Source organism: Leucobacter luti (assembly GCF_019464495.1).
Lineage (GTDB): Bacteria > Actinomycetota > Actinomycetes > Actinomycetales > Microbacteriaceae > Leucobacter > Leucobacter luti_A.
In genome coordinates, this window is sequence record NZ_CP080492.1 from 1,390,070 (window position 1) to 1,407,841 (window position 17,772).

A 17,772-nucleotide genomic window follows, 5' to 3' on the forward strand; every position below is an offset into this window, starting at 1 on the left:
CCCATGTCTACTCAAATCAGTCCACAGGCCTTTATTGGCGAGGGCGTCATCCTCGGAGCCGATGTCACCGTCGGTCCCGGTGCGGTAGTCCTCGGACCGTGCGTCATCGAGGATGGCGCTTGGATCGGGCCTGGCGCGCAGATCGGCGCTCCGCCCGAGATGTCGAGCCTCCGCCAGAATGCCGCTTGGACCGGTGATTTGGAGCACGCCGGAGTGCGAATCGGCGCTGGCGCCGTGATTCGTGAGGGCGCAGTGATCCACCAGGGCACCTACCGCGAAACATCCGTTGGTCCCCGAAGCTGGGTATTGAATCGCGCATACCTCGCACACGACGTGCTACTCGGCTCCGACGCGACCGTGTCAGCAGGCGTATCCGTTGGCGGCCACTGCATCATCGGTGACCGAGTGAACATCGGCATGAACGCCGTCGTGCACCAGCGCCGCGTAATCGCTCACGGTGCAATGGTTGGAATGGGCACGCCCGTGACGCGTGACGTACCGCCGTTTGCAAAGGTCTACGGCACCCCTCCGCGCTTGGCGGGCGTGAACGCTGTCGGGATTGAGCGTGCAGGGCACGACGCAGCGCTTACCGCGGTGTTGCTCGCGCACTACAACAGTGGTGACTTCTTCACCGGCACAGACTGGGTGCCAGACGAGCTCGGCACGCTCGGTACTGCGATTGCCTGGTGGCGAGCGCAGGGGGAACTGGAGCCGATGCGAGTACAGGTGCAGTCAAAACCGGCAAACTAGGCTGTTGTGTCGTGGCATATGTAGCAGCACTTTCTGACCCAGACTTTGACAGTCCGGGTAAGAGCAGGGGCCTTTTCGATGTATTTCGACATCGGTACCTCCTCTCCCTTCTGTTAAGAAAGGGAGTCGCGACTCGGTACTACGGATCTGTGCTGGGTTGGGCTTGGTCCTACGTTCGCCCCGCTGCGCAGTTCTTGATGTACTACCTCGTGATCGGGGTCGTGCTCGGAGCAAACCGGGGCATGGACTACTTCCCTGTCTATCTGTTCGCCGGCATCATCACGGTGAACCTGTTCAGCGAGGCCCTGCGCAACGCGACCAACGCGATTACCGACAACGGCTCGCTCGTGAAAAAGATTTACCTCCCACGTGAGCTATTTCCCGTTGCCGCAGTTGGTGTCGCGTTCATTCATTTCCTCCCCCAGGCAGCAGTGCTCCTCGTCGTGTGCTTGTTTCTCGGCTGGACGATCACCTGGATGCAAGTCGCGGCGCTGCTCGTCGGGCTTATCGTGGTGCTCGTGTTCGCCCTTGGCCTTGGCCTGTTCTTCGGCGCCATCAACGTCGCGTACCGCGACGCGCGAAACGTCGTAGATCTCATTCTCATGTTCGCGACGTGGGCTTCTCCGGTGTTGTACTCCTGGGAGATGGTTCACAAGCTCATGCCAACGTGGCTCTTCAACCTCTTCATGGTCAACCCCATGACCACAGCCGTCGAGCTCTTCCACAACGTGTTCTGGCTGCCCTTGGCGCCAGACTCCGCCCGGCCAGAACACCTGCTCCTCAACGCCGGGATCGGCCTCGTGCTTGCCCTCTTAACTCTGCTCATCGGGCAGTTCACGTTCCGAAAGATGGAGGGGAACTTTGCCCAGCACCTCTAACTCTCCGGTTGAAGCAGTGAAGCCGGCGATCGTCATCACCGATGTCAGCAAAACCTTCACCCTCAAACACACCAATTCCTTCAAAGAATCAGTGGTCGCTGCACTGCAGCGGAAGCAACTTTCCTCACAGTTCAACGCAGTTGACGGCCTGAATCTCGAAGTGCCTGAAGGACAATCCATCGCGCTGCTCGGTCGCAATGGCTCAGGCAAATCAACGACACTCAAACTCCTCTCGGGTGTGATGCGCCCCGATACCGGCTGGATCCGCACTCGCGGCCGTATCGCTGGGCTCCTCGAAGTCGGGGCAGGGTTCAACCCCAACCTCACGGGCCGCGACAACGTCTACCTCAACGCGGCCATTCTCGGGATGAGTAAAGAAGAAACCGAAGCCCGATTCGATGACATCCTTGAGTTCTCCGAGATCGGAGACTTTATCGATACCGAAGTCAAGCACTATTCCTCAGGCATGTACTCCCGCCTCGGTTTTTCAGTTGCAGTGCACACCGAACTCGATATCCTCCTCGTCGATGAGATTCTCTCTGTCGGTGATGCAGCATTCCGCGCGAAATGCGCAGAACGCATGCAGCTGCTCCGCGAACAAGGGAAGACAATGTTCGTCGTGAGCCATTCAGCCAGCCAGGTCCGCCAACTCTGCGAGCGAGGCGTTGTCCTCCAACGCGGCCAGATCGTCTTCGATGGCCCCATCGAAGAAGCCATCTCCTACATGGATCCCCCGAAGAAACTCAAGGCGTGGGCCCACCCGGTGCAGGGAAGAATCCGCGAATTACACGAACGTAGCCCTGCGCGGTTCGGCGCGCCAGTGGGTCCCGAGCTCCGGGTGGATCGCAACGGCGGAGGGAGTTGGCAACGGTTCCAGAATGGGATAATCACGGCCAGTGATTCGCTCCGTTCCGATGCGAAAGTTGTGGGGCTCACGAACGGAATCTTCTTGGCGGCCTATATGCGTTCGGGCGGCCCAGAGGGACCTTGGGGATTCATGGCCGGAGCTCCGCAAGGAGAAATTGAAAAGTTTCAGACTCGGCAGATGACATTTCAGAATGGCACCGCTGCGTACAGTATCGACCACGGACTCGAGTTCAGAGCGAAGCCCGCCTAGCCGGCGAACTCGCGTAGTGAAATGCTTCGAGGGAGCGCCTGGATACCCGGTCCCACCGGGTTCAAGCACTCCTCAGCCTCGAGACACCCTGCATAGGGAACCCCAATCTCTTGCTATTATCAGGGAGTCGCCCAGAGTTTGCTATTCGTTTCCAGACTGGACACATTTACGCTTTTCTCGGCGCCTGTTTTCACAGACCAAGTGGGATAGAGACATGGGAGGTCTTGCCAGCGTGCAAGATGATACGACATCAGAACTCTCTAGCGTGCGGACGGTCGAGCTCCCGCCGGTCCCCGTCACCGTGCTCTCGCTTGATTTCTATTTCGATGACCATCGTGTTTGGTCGCTCGATGTTCGGGGTCGGAACGGAAATGTTCCCTCAGTAGCAAGAATTCCTGCTTCGCTCCGGCCATATCTTGCAGGTTGCACCAAGCTGACAGTCAGAGACTCTGCAACCGGCGAGATTCTCGGCGCGCGCGAGCTTCGGTTCTCTGATTCCGAAGAACGGGTCAGGGTCGTTGATGAGCAGGGTGTGCTGCTTTCGGTGAACAAGTGGGGACGGCTTGCTCGAACTCTTTCCCAGTTCACCGATTCGCACCAGCTCATTCTGGAACGATCGGCTGAGCTTACCGAGTTCCTCCTAAACCAAGGCCTTCGCCCTTTTATCGTCGGAGGAACGCTCTTGGGCGCTGTTCGTGCTGGACAGCTCCTGCCACATGATGACGACGCTGACATCGCCTACCTTTCCGCGCACTCACACCCAGCAGACGTCGCAATCGAGCATTTTCGACTCGCGCGTGCTCTCAAAAACGCCGGCTACCAGATCGTGCAACATGGCGGAGCACATATGCAGCTACACTTCGTCTCGCCTGACAAATCGTTGCAGTACTACATTGACATCTTTGCGGCGTTCTTTACAGATGACGGTTGTATCAATCAGCCCTTCCACGTCCGCGGCCCGATGCGGCGCGACCAGCTCCTTCCCTTCCAAGAAGTCAAAATTGGCGAATTCGCTTTCCCCGCCCCTGCTGATAGCAATGCCTGGCTCACAGTGAACTACGACAGGGATTGGCGCACTCCCATTCCTGGGTACCGGTTACGAACGAAGCCTCGCACACAGCGAAGATTTCAGAACTGGTTCGGTTCTTTTAACTTCAAGCGTGACTACTGGACTGACTTTTTCCTCAATGACCACGAGCTCGCGGTGGAGAGTCAGAGCACCTGGGACTCCAGCGCTGATTGGATCGAAAGTGTCCAAGGTCAGTTGCAGTCACCTCAGCTCATAGAGCTCGGGAGCGGCCGCAGCACCCTGTCCTCCCGACTACAGAACACCGGAAAACGACGAGTTGTCGCCAGTGATTACCTTCCGAGTGACGTACTACGCCCAAACAACAACACCGCCGAGTACATACATCTCAATCTCCTCCGGCTTTCAATCCTTCAGGCGCCTCGCGACCTAGGCTTTCAGGGCCCCTTTGACATCGTTGCGAACCATGTACTTGAGCAGACCTCTCACTTCGCCCGCATCAACGCGTTGAGGCTCATACACATGTCGTGCGCCAGTGGGGGAACCGCGCTCGCTACCGTTTTCACAGTGCCGGATCGAGGAGTATCGTTCAGCAATCCCGCGAAGTGGCATCTGGAACTCGAAGCGATCGCCCGGGAAGCAGCCAGTCTGGGAATGAGCGCCATCGCACGCCCACTCCCAGTGACGAGCGAGCATGCTGCGCTGCGACGTCCTCATGCAATCTTTTTCGAGCTCCAACAGGGCACCAAAGAGCGCACCTCTTCGAGAGAAACCGCACGACTCTCAAAGCGCATACAGCGCTCCGCGCAATCTTGGCTTGAGAACAGAGACCCCTTCGGCAAACTCAGTACACAGGTGACGGCGCTCGAGCGAGGTCTCGATCATCGACGACGAGATTTGCTTCGAGCTGCGGAAGTGGCAGACATGATCGAGCACATTCGCGCGGAGTCTTCGCTGTCGCGCAATGCTGCGAACACGATGAAAGACGGGACAACCCAGGCATGACCGATCAGAACACTCCTGCAACGCTCGAGGAGGAGCGTAGAGAAACCGTTGCCGCCGTCATCGTGACGTTTAATCGTGTCGACAAGTTACCCCGGACGCTCGAGTCAGTATTGGGCCAGGATTACCCGTGCTCGACTGTCGTAGTCATCAACAATGCGTCAACAGACGAAACGCGTGAGTTTCTCGATGCGACGGAAGACCCCCGTATCGTGGTGCGTCACCTCCAAGAGAACCGTGGCGGCGCTGGGGGGTTCGAGTATGGGATGGCCCTGGGTCACGAGCTCGGCGCTGACTACGTTTGGGTGATGGACGACGATTGCTATCCTGCCCCAGATGCTTTGAGGATCCTGATCGAGCAGCGCAACGCCGTTGCAGAAACCTTGAACAAGCCTGTGCCTTTTGCGTGTTCAGTCGTGAAAGCGATCGATGGTGCACTCTGCGAAATGAACAACCCGATTACCACTTGGGATTGGCCCCGTGCATTCCTTGCTGGCCTCAATTCAATGCGTGTCGTTGAGTGCACATTCGTCTCAGTGCTGTTCCCTCGCTACGTCCTCTCAGAGGCAGGACTTCCACTCGCGGAGTACTTCATCTGGTTCGATGACAAAGAATTCACGAAGCGTCTTTCCGCGCGTTATGCACCCGGTATCGTTGCAATGGACAGCATCGTGATTCATGATATGGGCGTAAACGCAGGTGTGAATTATCGCGAGGTCACTGCTGCAAATCTCTGGAAATTTGCAAGCGGTGCGCGAAATCAGAGTTCGTACCGATGGCACTTTGAAGGATCGGGATCGTATCATGCGTACCGGCGCAGAGTCCTTGATCAAATGCGATCGGCGCGAGTCCCCCAGAGCGTCCAGCGACACATGCGCGAAGCGCTGAAGAGCGGCAAATCATTCGCGCCTGTCCCCAAGTTCCCTGCTGAGCTACGCGATGACCTCCAGCTTGACGTCGGAAGGATTGCGGACGCACCTCCCGCTGCGATTGTGCCGCAGCCAGCAGTTCCTTTTGCTTCCAATGCGAAACAGGTCGGTCCTCAGCGGAAGCGGAAGTCGAAGAAGCAATCACGACTCTCCCGCCTTGTTCAGCGTTCCCGGCGCCAGCCAGTGAGTCCTGCACAGTTGCATCGCTTGCAAGTCAGGATCAACCTTCTCCAAAGTGAGCTCGATGAGTACGAAGCGCACGGAAAGACGCTTGACGCGCTCGTCGAGACGCTCGAAGCGAAACTCGCGCCTGTGAATGATGCCCTCCCGACGAACGGGGCAGCTTCCAGCGTTAGTAAGTAGACTGTTGTGTCGTGGCATATGTAGCAGCACTTTCTGACCCAGACTTTGACAGTCCGGGTAAGAGCAGGGGCCTTTTCGATGTATTTCGACATCGGTACCTCCTCTCCCTTCTGTTAAGAAAGGGAGTCGCGACTCGGTACTACGGATCTGTGCTGGGTTGGGCTTGGTCCTACGTTCGCCCCGCTGCGCAGTTCTTGATGTACTACCTCGTGATCGGGGTCGTGCTCGGAGCAAACCGGGGCATGGACTACTTCCCTGTCTATCTGTTCGCCGGCATCATCACGGTGAACCTGTTCAGCGAGGCCCTGCGCAACGCGACCAACGCGATTACCGACAACGGCTCGCTCGTGAAAAAGATTTACCTCCCACGTGAGCTATTTCCCGTTGCCGCAGTTGGTGTCGCGTTCATTCATTTCCTCCCCCAGGCAGCAGTGCTCCTCGTCGTGTGCTTGTTTCTCGGCTGGACGATCACCTGGATGCAAGTCGCGGCGCTGCTCGTCGGGCTTATCGTGGTGCTCGTGTTCGCCCTTGGCCTTGGCCTGTTCTTCGGCGCCATCAACGTCGCGTACCGCGACGCGCGAAACGTCGTAGATCTCATTCTCATGTTCGCGACGTGGGCTTCTCCGGTGTTGTACTCCTGGGAGATGGTTCACAAGCTCATGCCAACGTGGCTCTTCAACCTCTTCATGGTCAACCCCATGACCACAGCCGTCGAGCTCTTCCACAACGTGTTCTGGCTGCCCTTGGCGCCAGACTCCGCCCGGCCAGAACACCTGCTCCTCAACGCCGGGATCGGCCTCGTGCTTGCCCTCTTAACTCTGCTCATCGGGCAGTTCACGTTCCGAAAGATGGAGGGGAACTTTGCCCAGCACCTCTAACTCTCCGGTTGAAGCAGTGAAGCCGGCGATCGTCATCACCGATGTCAGCAAAACCTTCACCCTCAAACACACCAATTCCTTCAAAGAATCAGTGGTCGCTGCACTGCAGCGGAAGCAACTTTCCTCACAGTTCAACGCAGTTGACGGCCTGAATCTCGAAGTGCCTGAAGGACAATCCATCGCGCTGCTCGGTCGCAATGGCTCAGGCAAATCAACGACACTCAAACTCCTCTCGGGTGTGATGCGCCCCGATACCGGCTGGATCCGCACTCGCGGCCGTATCGCTGGGCTCCTCGAAGTCGGGGCAGGGTTCAACCCCAACCTCACGGGCCGCGACAACGTCTACCTCAACGCGGCCATTCTCGGGATGAGTAAAGAAGAAACCGAAGCCCGATTCGATGACATCCTTGAGTTCTCCGAGATCGGAGACTTTATCGATACCGAAGTCAAGCACTATTCCTCAGGCATGTACTCCCGCCTCGGTTTTTCAGTTGCAGTGCACACCGAACTCGATATCCTCCTCGTCGATGAGATTCTCTCTGTCGGTGATGCAGCATTCCGCGCGAAATGCGCAGAACGCATGCAGCTGCTCCGCGAACAAGGGAAGACAATGTTCGTCGTGAGCCATTCAGCCAGCCAGGTCCGCCAACTCTGCGAGCGAGGCGTTGTCCTCCAACGCGGCCAGATCGTCTTCGATGGCCCCATCGAAGAAGCCATCTCCTACATGGATCCCAAAGCTGGAAAACGAGGGAGTACCGCGACGGGGCATGCAGTTGGTAAACATGTCGAGCAATATCACTCCCCGATCAGCGAGGAGCTTGGCGGAGCAATACACGACGAGGTTCGCACCGAGGCAAATGGTGGCGGATGGTTCCAGCGCTTCGAGCGTGGCATGATTACCGTTTCAGACGAGTCAGGCCAGGCATTCGCGATCCACCGTGGATCGTTCCTCGAACGGTATCTCCATTTGGACGGCCCAATCGGCCCGTGGGGATTCCTCGCGGACACCGTGCGCGGCGAGGTCTCGGACGGGGACCGCAGGCTCGATTTCCAACACGGACAGGCGACGTACACCGCCGAAGACGGTGTGAGCTTCACTGCAGCGAACGAAGACTCCTGACCATTCAGGCTGCGATCTGCAGTTGTCACGCGTTCCCCCCACGGCTAACGTGGGGTGGCACGGGCCACATCGATCTCGAATAGCAAGGATCTCAGTTGATCGTCGAAAAATCTCGCCGACGGACGCGACGACTTCTCGGCGCTATCGCTGTCTGGGTGATCGGAATCGGGATCGCGGTGAGCGGTGTGGGTGGCGTCTCCCCTGCTCAAGCCTCCGTGTCCAGCGATTTCAATCCGGGTCGGATCATCACCGACGATTTGTTCTACGCTGGCAGCTCTATGTCGGCTGGGCAGATACAGACCTTCTTGGCTCAGCGCCTCGCCGAAACCTCCGATGGACGCTGCACGATCGGGGACCCGGGTCGCAAGGCGGGGTCCCCTTGGAAGAGCACTTATATTGCCAGCTCATGCCTCAAAGATGCGCGATTCACCACACCGTCCCGCGCGGCAAACGCCTACTGTAAGGCCTACGTCGGTGCCGCGAATGAGACGGTTGGCGCCATCATCGCGAAGGTGGGAAAGGCCTGCGGGATCAGTCCAAAGGTCTTGCTCGTCATGCTCGAAAAAGAGCAGAGCTTGGTCAGCGACACCTGGCCCACCACTCGGCAGTATGAATTCGCGATGGGCTATGACTGTCCAGACTCTGGCCCAAACAACTCAGCGAACTGCAGTAGCGGATCGGGCGGTTTCTCTGCGCAGATGTACCGCGCAGCGTGGCAACTGAAGGTCTATCGCGCTCATCCAGATGCCTACAACTACCGGCCGTTCCGTGCGAACACGATTAAGTGGGCTCCCGACGACAAGAACCGCAACCCCGTAGATTGCGGCACCTCCAGCGTCTACATCGAGAACTGGGCTACCGCGTCGCTGTACATTTACACACCGTACCGACCGAACCAAGCGTCGCTCAACGCCGGATGGGGCACAGGCAACAGCTGTTCAAGCTACGGCAATCGCAACTTCCACAATTTCTACAAATCGTGGTTCGGAAGCGTCCAGGGCGAAGCAACGTCGACTATGAAGGTGCGGGAGCGATATGCCGCGAACCCCGGAAAGTTCGGTACCCCGCTCACGGCAGCCCCAGAGGCAATTGCAGCCAATGGAGGTGGCTCGCAGTGGCGATTCAGCAAGGGCATCATCACGTACTCGAACTCACTGAAACGGGTGCACGATTCGACCGGGACAGGAAGCTTCCTCTCCGCCTATATTGCGCAGGGTGCCGCGAAGGGTGGCTGGGGCTTCCTCGCGTCCGATGGTCCAACCGGAGAGGTGGCCGCGGGCACCCGAGCCCAAGCGTTCCAGCAAGGTACCGCAATTTACGCCGATGCGAAGATCGGCGTCAAGTTTGTTCCCACTCGCCTCCACACTGCTTGGGTGGCAGCGGGTCGCCACAAGGGAGCCCTCGGATTCCCGACTGGCAATGCGTCGCTGCCCACCAGCACTTCCGGTTCGCAGAAGTTCCAGAAAGCGACACTCATGGTGTCTGGCTCGAACTCTGCGGTGGTAACGCCGGCGCAGCTCACTCGATGGAATGCGATCGGTGGGCGCGCAACGGTGGGCTACTTCACGGGGCCTGAGATTGTCATAGGTGCGCAGACTTCTCGCTTCACGGAAAAGGGTCTTGTTCATTTCTTGAACGCGACCGAGCACGTGTATCTCGCCAACGGCGAGTACCTCACTGCGTATACGAAGGCTGGCGGCCCAAAGGGCTCGTGGGGCACGCTCGTCGCGGGAAAAAAGACGCTCCAGGATGGAAACACTGCGGTTGTATTCACCGGTGGTATGGCGGTGCACTCCGCACGAACCGGAGTCATCTTCTACCCGGGCAAGTCCTCCAGCACTACCGCTCCGACGCCATCGGAACAGCTCAAACACGCAACACCGACACCTGAGGGCGCTCGTCCTCCGGCAACCAGCTCGCCAGAAGCTCCAGCCCCTGAGGCTCCCGAGACCTCGGAGATACCGAACCAGACAGAGGTGCCAGAGCCGCCAGGCACTGATCATCCAGAGGAGAATGATTCGGGATCTGTGAGCGGCGCGGATTCAGACGGTGAAGCGGCCGAGCGTGTCTCTCCCACTGACGGCACTTTCGAAGCCAAGAACCACGCTGCTGACTAGACTAGGAACGATGTCCACGCCTGAGCCCCAATCGTCCGCTTTTGCACGCACTGCCCGTGTACTCTTTGATCGGAAAGACCCCTGGCGCCGCGAGTTTCTCGCGTTGCGAATGGTCGCCCGGGCGGGCTTCGCAGCGCCGTTGGTCTCACGGTTGGACGAGCGCTTTCGCTCCCGTTTTCGCGAGCGCCCAGCCTCCGTGTTTCCCTATCTGCGCTACACAGCGCAGAAACACGGGGTGACGCAGGCGGTCGCTCTCGGAACTGGGTTCGCCGAGTCCCCGACGGTCACCGCCGCAGTGCTTGTCGAAATTGCGAAATATTACTACAGCTGTGGTCGCTTCGCCCTGGGCGATTCGCTCATCGAGCGCGCAAAGCTCGAGGCTCCCGACCTCCCTCGTATCTACGATGAAGAGGCCTGGAACCAGCGCGCGCGCGGCAACCTCCACCGTGAGCTTCAAGCAGTGCGGCGCAGCGTCGAACTCGCCGAGGATCCGAAGGAGCGCCTGCGGTGGGAGATGTGGCTCGGCGAGACGTATCTCCGTCTGGGCGAACCACATTCCGCATGGGAAACCCTGCAACGTTTCACCGAGCTCCCATCTGAAACCCCCAGCATCTACTCCGCTGCATATTGCGCGGTCACTATCGGAGACGCTCAGGCGGCAGCACGCGCCTACAGGCTCGCCGCTCCATCGCCGTCGGGTGGCATCGACTACCTCACAGCGGCGCGAGAACAATTGGTCACGTTCGGTCGGGCCACAGAGGTGCTCCGCCTACTGAAGGAAGGCGCGGTTCAGGACGAGACAGAAGCACTTGAGCTCGCGTACCGCGCGTATTTGCGCACAGCGGACATTTCTGCGGCGATGGAAGCGCTCACACGAGCGGTCGACCGGGAGGATCGGTCAGCGTGGGTAAGGTCCACACTCGCCCAGTTCCAACAGCTCATCGGCGAGCCGAGAGCCGCTCTCGAGACATACGGGCAGCTGACCGATAGCGAACGCGGCGCGGCGCTCGATCTCCTCCACGCTCAGTTGCTCGTGGAAGTTGAGGGCAGCGAAGCCGCAGTTCGCGTGATGCTCGGGGAACCGCAGATCTCCCCGGAAACACTCACGTTCAAGACAGGGCCAGAGGTAGACCCTCAGGTACCCGAGCTCATGCGCCGGGCCTCAGGGAAAGTCGACACCCCGTCCCGACAGGCCGCGCTGCGCGACCTCCTCCCCCGCCTCAGCAACCCCTCTGCGATTGCGGAGACCGCGCGCGCGCTCGGGCATTCCCTCGCTGCCGAGGGCCGCTGGGACGAAGCCTGGGATGCCGTTCGGCAATCACACGGCCAGCGCCTCCCAGCGATCTCACTCGGGCTGCTCCACCGTTCGCTCATCGGCCTCACCTGGGAGATGCAGTACGCAGAGTGGGCAGCCACAGAGCCCATTGCCTCAGACACCGTGCTGTATGAGTCTTCTCTCGGGGAGTCGACGGGGTGCAACCCCCTTGCAATCTGCCTCGAGCTGCTCCGAGATCCGGAACGGGATCACCTCACACACGTGTGGAGTGTGACTTCCCGGGCAACGATCGCTCCAGAGCTTCTCGCGCACCCCCGCGTACGTTTCGTGCGCAAGGGGTCCATTGGCCACATGCGCTATTTGGCAACGGCCGGCTACCTGATCAACAACGCGACCTGGGAGCACTGCTTCTCCCGCCGCCCAGGACAGCACGCCCTCAACACCTGGCACGGGGTGCCCTGGAAAACGCTGGGACGCGATCTGCGTACTGATTCCTTCGCTTACGGAAACGTCGCGCGGAGCATGCTGCAGGCCGATCTCATTTTGGTTCCGGATTCGCACACACTCGACGTACTGACGCGCGGTATGGCGATCGAAGATCTCGTCAGTCCGAGCACGCTCATGCTCAGCGGCTATCCCCGGAACGATCTTGCAATCAACCTCAGCGCCGCACAACGCGAACAATTGCGGACCAGGATCGGCCTCTCCACGTCCGACAAGCTCGTGGTCTTCATGCCTACGTGGAAGGGCCTGTTTGAGGAACGCAATGCCGAAGTCGAGGAGACTCTCGCGGCCGCGCAAGAAATGAGCGGAGCAGGCTATGTGGTCGCGGTGCGCGCGCACCAATACGTTCGAGAAGCGTTCGCTGGGTCTGCACCACCCGCCGGGGTCCGGTTTATCCCCGATGATCTCGACACGAACGAGTTGCTCGGAGCCGCAGACGTCCTCGTCACCGATTTCTCCAGTGTGCTGTTTGACGCGGCAGCGGTCGGGGTCCCCGTCGTCACACTCACCGCAGCGATCGAAGAGTACCAGGCCGAACGAGGGCTCTATTTCCCTCCTGAGGAGGTGCCAGGCCAATCCGCAGCTACCGCAGCAGATGCTGCACGTAGGATCCGCGAGGCGATCGCCAACCCCGCGGAGTACACAGCACGATACGCCGCACAGACTCAGCGGTTTTCTGCCGGGGAGAACGGCACTTCCGCAGCCCGCGCCATTCGCGCGTTCTTCGACGGTGAACGCGACCCACAGCCCGCGCGGCAGCACCCTCGCCCACTCCTCCTAGCAACAGGAGGGTTGCCCCCGAATGGAATCACGCGGGCCGCACGCAGTCTCCTGTGGGCGCTCGACGGCAGCGACTACCGACCGCACCTTCCGCTCAACGCCAACGGTCTGGATACGGCCACCCCTGAGACCATTTCGGATGTTCGCCAGTACGCAAACGTTGTTCCGTGGGTTGGACGGCCAGCTGGGACACGCATGGAGCGCGAAGTTCTGCGCTTCTTTGCCAGCCGCGAATTCCGTCGAAGCACCCTCATCGATCCGTTTCTCAAGTCAGGGCGCCTCAGCGAAGCCCGAAGACTCTACGGGGAAACTGAGTTCGCCGCAGTGGTTGAATACGGCGCATACGACTCACAGAGTATCGCGCTCATGGCGCTCGGCGTGCGCCTGGGCGAAGGCCGCCGGGGTGTGATCCTGCACAGCGAGATGTGGAAAGAAGTCACGACGCGCTACCCGAAACTCCGTTCCGGGATGTCGCTCCTCGGAGAGTTTGATTTCATCGCCTCGGTGAGTGACGGAGCGAGGGCAAGCAACACCGAAGACCTGTTCGAGCAGTACGGGGTACCTCCCGAAAAGCACATCACGCTCGAGAACACAATCAACACCGCGGAGATCCTCGCTGGGAGCGCCGCCCCGCTCGACGCGGCCGACCAGGAATGGTACGCGCGTCCGGGGGTGCACGCGTGCATCGTCGGCCGCCTATCGCCCGAGAAGAACCACCAGGCGTTCCTTGAAGCGCTGGCGCGTATCGCGCCGACCTTGGAGCGTCCCTTCTTTCTCACGCTTCTCGGCGACGGGCCTCTCATGCTCGAACTACAGCGCAGCGTTGCTGAGCTCGGACTGCAGGGCCACGTGCGGCTCCGCGGCCTCGTCGCGAACCCATACGCACACATCCGCGCCGCCGACGCGCTACTCCTCCCATCGCTGCATGAGGGCCAGCCCCTGGTCATTCTCGAGTCACTCACGATCGGCACGCCGGTGATCGCGACCGATATCCCCGGTTCCCGGTCGGTGCTTCGCGAAGGTGAGTTGGGACGGCTCGTTCCTCTCACCGACGAGGGACTCGAAGACGCGATTCGCATCGTTGCATCCGGCGATCTCGTGCCGGCCGACGCGTTCGATCCGGATCAGTTCACAGAGAACTCTCGCAACCGGTTCCTCGCCGTGATTGACGGGCAGGCCACCGAGGTTGCGGGGTAGCCGATGAGGCCGGTGCGATTCCCGTTCGCCCGCGCACTGCGCAGGCTCACTGGTGATCGTTGGGACCGAGCCTTTGTGGAGCTCACCAGCCAGAAGCCAAGTACGTCGGAGCTCCGCGCGGGGACAGACCCAGCCATTGTCCGTCTCGAAGCACTCATCGCCGCGGACGCCACGGGCATTGCCCCGGTACTCGAGTGGGCGGATCGGGAACACGGCGCCGCGGCAGCTTCCGCCAGCGCGGACCGCATCGCCGACGTCTCCGCGGTCAGCGCGTCAGCACTCGTCGAGCTCGCACACTTTCGATACGGCCGAGAGCAGTACCTCGTGGGCGACGAGCTTCTGGAACGTGCGAAACATCTCGACCCAGACCTCCCTGCTATTTACGCCGAAGAGGCTGACAACCAGCGTCGTCGCTCAAACGTGCACCGCGAAATCAGGGCCGTGGAGCGATGCATTGAACTCGCGAGCGACTCAGGAGAGGTCTTCGCATGGGAGATCTGGCTCGGGCAAGCTCTTCTCCGTCGGCAGGACCCTGTCGCCGCCTGGCGCTATCTCGCTCGGTTCAAAGACCTGGATGCAGGTGACGAACGTGTGTTCTCCGCCGCTTCCTGTGCGAGACAGTTGGGATATCAAGAACAAGCCGACGCCGCACTGCACCATGCTTCGCCGAACGATGCAGGCGGGATTGACCGGGAACGCGCGGCAAGGGCCTATCTCACGCACTTCCCGAGCGTTGAAGACGCCGAATGGGTGCTCTCTCCGCGCCACGCACCTCTCGGATCCGACACGGACACGCGACTGCTTGAACTCGGGGCCCAGGCCGCGCTTCGCGCGGGGCGTACTGATACGGCGCTCTCGCGCATCGCATGGGCCGCTCGCAGGCCGGATCGGGGAAGCTGGGTCACGGGCTTTCACGGAATGCTGCTCGAACTCCTCGACCGCCCGAATGAAGCGCTCGACGCCTACCGCTCGGACCAGCAGCCAGGAGCACTCGAACGGTTCCGAGTCGGCGCGCTGCTTGAGCAGCTCAGCTCGCCTCGAGAAGCCGTCGAGTGGATTCTCAGCCAATCAGCGACCCCTCCGCGCGACTGGGCGAAACTTCGCGGTGGCGAGGTCGATCCAGCCCTTCGTGCACTCCTTCTTCGTGGGCCGGCGCGCCGCGATTTCGCGTCCACAGACTCGCGGACCGAACGCGGCGACGCCGAGTACCGTGCAGACGAACTCCGCCTGCTCACGCAGGCGGCCAGCTCGACGGCGCTCCGAGCCCAGGCAGCGTGGGCACTTGCCCGGCTCGAAGCGGCCAATGGCGAATGGGAGAGCGCCTGGCGGAGTGTTGTCGCAGCACAGGATCTGAGGCTCCCCGCCCTCCCCTTCACGGAGCTGGATCGCTTGACCGGAGAAATCTCGCCCGAGGTCCGGTACGCAGAATTCTGCGAGTCAGAAGCCATAGATTCCCGGACCGTGCTCTACGAGTCATCGCTCGGCTCAGCAACCAGCGGGGATCCGTTTGCTCTCTGCTGCCAGTTACTCAGTGCGCCAAGTACCGCAGATCTTCACCACGTGTGGAGTATCACGAGCGCGGCCTCCATACACCCGGCGCTTCTCGGGAAGCCCAATGTTACCTTCGTGCGGAAGGGCTCGCCAGGGTACTTCCGAGTCCTTGCAACGGCGGGCTCCCTGGTAACGAATGCCCCGTTGCCGACGGAGTTCATCAAGCGCGAGGGGCAACGCCTCGTGTGCGTCTGGCAGGGAACTGCCTGGGAGCCGCACGGACGCGACCAGGCGATGCCAACGAGGCATGGGAACGTGACCCGGAACTTCCTGCACGCCGACGCCATAGTCTGCACCGACCCAGCGACCCTCGCATCGCTTCCGCGTGCGTTCGATGTGGACGAGCTGAACCCCGAGGCCTTTGTCCTCGCAGAAGCCCCGCGCTTGGAACTGACGCGGGCGTTCTCCGAATCACGCATCACACACGTGCGCACCGAACTCGGCGTCGCGGCTGGGGATCACCTCGTCCTCTATGCGCCGCACTTTCCGGCGATGGAGCTCTCCGAGCAGGTCGCCGTGGCAATTCGCGTGGCAGAGACACTCGTTTCCGGTGGCGTACACGTCGTTATCACCGCCACCGCTCGGCTCGAACGCGAACTCTCGGAAGCAACACTTCCAGACGGGGCCTCCCTGCGAGCGCCTGACACGGACCCGAACGAGCTCCTCCGTGCGACCGATGTACTCGTCTCAGAGGGCGCGGCGCTCCTTTCAGATGCTCTCTCGCTTGGCCTGCCAGCGGTCGCGCTGGGCGAGCTTCCCGGCTATCAGGGCCGCAGCGTCTCGTCCGCTGCGGTTGCACGGGATCTCCTCCCCGATCTCCTCAACCACAGCACTGACGCGGATTCCACCGCCCCGACGCTCAGGGGCCGCCCCTGCTCAGCCGTTGAGCTCGTCCTCGCGCCCCGGCGACAGGAGACTCACGCCGCCGTGTCCGCCACCCAGCACGGCGCAACTCGGACACTTCTGGTATCAACTGACGGATTCCCGGAGAACGGGATTACGCAGTCACTGCGCAGCCTCCTCACGAATCTGGCCACAACAAACTGCTCGCCATACCTCCGTCCGTGGCCAGGCGCGCTCACGCACGCCGATCCCGCGCTCCGTGCGGAGATCTTCGCGCACGCACGGGTCCTTATCGGCGTCGGCCAGCCCGCGGGAACCCGAATGGAGCAAGAAGCGCTGCGCTTTTTTACTTCCCGCCACTACGTCGATGCGCCGTTCATCCGCGACTTTGTGCAAGCGGAGCGGCAGCGTGAAGGTCACCGTCGCTTCGGCGGGGCCACCTTCGACAGTGCGGTGGAATTCACCGGATACCTGTCGAGCAGCCTTGCTCTCACCGCCTACGGTGTGCCAGTGCGCGGTAAACGCGGCGTCATCTTCCACAACGAAATGTGGCGTGAGATCCAAACCAAATACCCTCAGCTACGCGCGGGTATGCAGATCCTCGATGCCTACGATTTCATCGCCTCCGTCAGCGACGGAGTACGCGATGCAAACGCTGAAGCTCTCGCGGAGCATCTCGGCCAATCACGGGATCAACACATCACAATCGAAAACACCATCGATGTTCCTCGGATTCGCACCTTGGCCGCCACACGCCTAAGCCAAGAAGAGCAAGCTTGGTATCGGCTGCCAGGGCGGCACGCGTGCGTCGTCGCACGAATGTCCCCCGAGAAGAACCATGCAGCGCTGCTTCATGTACTCGCGGAGCAACGCCACCGCCTCACGCCACCTGTGCGGCTCACCTTTCTTGGCGACGGCCCGCTCCGGGCCGACCTCGAGCGGCTCAGCGGCACGCTCGGGCTCACCGACCTCGTCCGGTTCGCCGGTCATGTCCCAGCACCGCAAGCGCATCTTCGCGCTGCCGACGCCCTCTTGCTCCCGTCGCTTCACGAGGGTCAACCTCTGGTCATTTTGGAAGCGCTCACGGTTGGTACGCCAGTAGTCGCGACTGCCACCCCGGGCTCCCGATCGGCTCTCGAATACGGCGCGCTCGGCGTGCTCGTTCCTCTCGACGATGCCGGGCTTGCGACCGCGCTCGAACGAATCTCGACTGGAGATCTCGTCCCAGCGACCGAGTTCGACGCCGACGCGTTCACGGCGCAATCACTGCGCCAGCTCTTCACCGCGTTGGGGTTCACGGAGGTGGGCACTGCGACCTCGGTGTAGGCGCTTTCCCGTCCCACTTCCCCTGATCCGTCTCGTTCTACCCCGGGTATAGGTTTCTCTCCTCCGGCTCGTCGCAAACGGGGCATCTCGCTCTCACTGATACCCAAGTGGCGG

10 protein-coding genes are annotated in these 17,772 nt (G+C 60.8%); all 10 read left to right on the forward strand.

What is annotated here, in order from left to right:
* Positions 1-3 precede the first annotated feature (3 nt).
* Entirely contained in the window at positions 4-750 is a 747-nt protein-coding gene (locus K1X41_RS06395; protein ID WP_133617709.1) for an acyl-ACP--UDP-N-acetylglucosamine O-acyltransferase family protein, read from the forward strand.
* An 11-nt stretch (positions 751-761) separates the two neighbouring features.
* Positions 762-1,628: an ABC transporter permease gene (locus K1X41_RS06400; protein WP_133617979.1), complete on the forward strand. Its 867-nt coding sequence runs from the start codon at positions 762-764 to the stop codon at positions 1,626-1,628.
* Positions 1,612-2,745 (forward strand): ATP-binding cassette domain-containing protein, encoded by a 1,134-nt coding sequence (locus K1X41_RS06405; RefSeq protein ID WP_258566680.1) that lies wholly within the window; start codon positions 1,612-1,614, stop codon positions 2,743-2,745. Before K1X41_RS06400 ends, K1X41_RS06405 begins: the two co-directional genes overlap by 17 nt.
* Before the next feature lie 214 nt (positions 2,746-2,959).
* Positions 2,960-4,777 (forward strand): LicD family protein, encoded by a 1,818-nt coding sequence (locus K1X41_RS06410; protein WP_166644393.1) that lies wholly within the window; start codon positions 2,960-2,962, stop codon positions 4,775-4,777.
* Positions 4,774-6,066, forward strand: coding sequence for a glycosyltransferase family 2 protein (locus K1X41_RS06415; protein ID WP_133617971.1), 1,293 nt, complete (start codon positions 4,774-4,776; stop codon positions 6,064-6,066). The genes K1X41_RS06410 and K1X41_RS06415 overlap by 4 nt, the downstream gene beginning before the upstream one ends.
* An 11-nt stretch (positions 6,067-6,077) precedes the next feature.
* Positions 6,078-6,944: an ABC transporter permease gene (locus K1X41_RS06420; protein WP_133617979.1), complete on the forward strand. Its 867-nt coding sequence runs from the start codon at positions 6,078-6,080 to the stop codon at positions 6,942-6,944.
* Entirely contained in the window at positions 6,928-8,064 is a 1,137-nt protein-coding gene (locus tag K1X41_RS06425; RefSeq protein ID WP_258566681.1) for an ATP-binding cassette domain-containing protein, read from the forward strand. Before K1X41_RS06420 ends, K1X41_RS06425 begins: the two co-directional genes overlap by 17 nt.
* Before the next feature lie 95 nt (positions 8,065-8,159).
* The gene (locus K1X41_RS06430) at positions 8,160-10,181 is read left to right on the forward strand and encodes an LGFP repeat-containing protein (RefSeq protein ID WP_133617345.1); all 2,022 of its coding nucleotides are present in this window, start codon (positions 8,160-8,162) and stop codon (positions 10,179-10,181) included.
* Between the two features lie 10 nt (positions 10,182-10,191).
* A complete protein-coding gene (locus K1X41_RS06435) occupies positions 10,192-13,938 on the forward strand; it encodes a glycosyltransferase (RefSeq protein ID WP_220175613.1) in 3,747 nt (1,248 codons plus the stop codon).
* 3 nt (positions 13,939-13,941) lie between these two features.
* Positions 13,942-17,658 (forward strand): glycosyltransferase, encoded by a 3,717-nt coding sequence (locus K1X41_RS06440; RefSeq protein ID WP_220175614.1) that lies wholly within the window; start codon positions 13,942-13,944, stop codon positions 17,656-17,658.
* Positions 17,659-17,772 lie beyond the last annotated feature (114 nt).

Bases quoted from the DNA above. Each gene is read 5' to 3' on its own strand.
- K1X41_RS06440 (WP_220175614.1), top strand. From the start codon at position 13,942: ATGAGGCCGGTGCGATTCCCGTTCGCCCGCGCACTGCGCAGGCTCACT.
- K1X41_RS06435 (WP_220175613.1), top strand. From the start codon at position 10,192: ATGTCCACGCCTGAGCCCCAATCGTCCGCTTTTGCACGCACTGCCCGT.
- K1X41_RS06395 (WP_133617709.1), top strand. From the start codon at position 4: ATGTCTACTCAAATCAGTCCACAGGCCTTTATTGGCGAGGGCGTCATC.
- K1X41_RS06410 (WP_166644393.1), top strand. From the start codon at position 2,960: ATGGGAGGTCTTGCCAGCGTGCAAGATGATACGACATCAGAACTCTCT.
- K1X41_RS06415 (WP_133617971.1), top strand. From the start codon at position 4,774: ATGACCGATCAGAACACTCCTGCAACGCTCGAGGAGGAGCGTAGAGAA.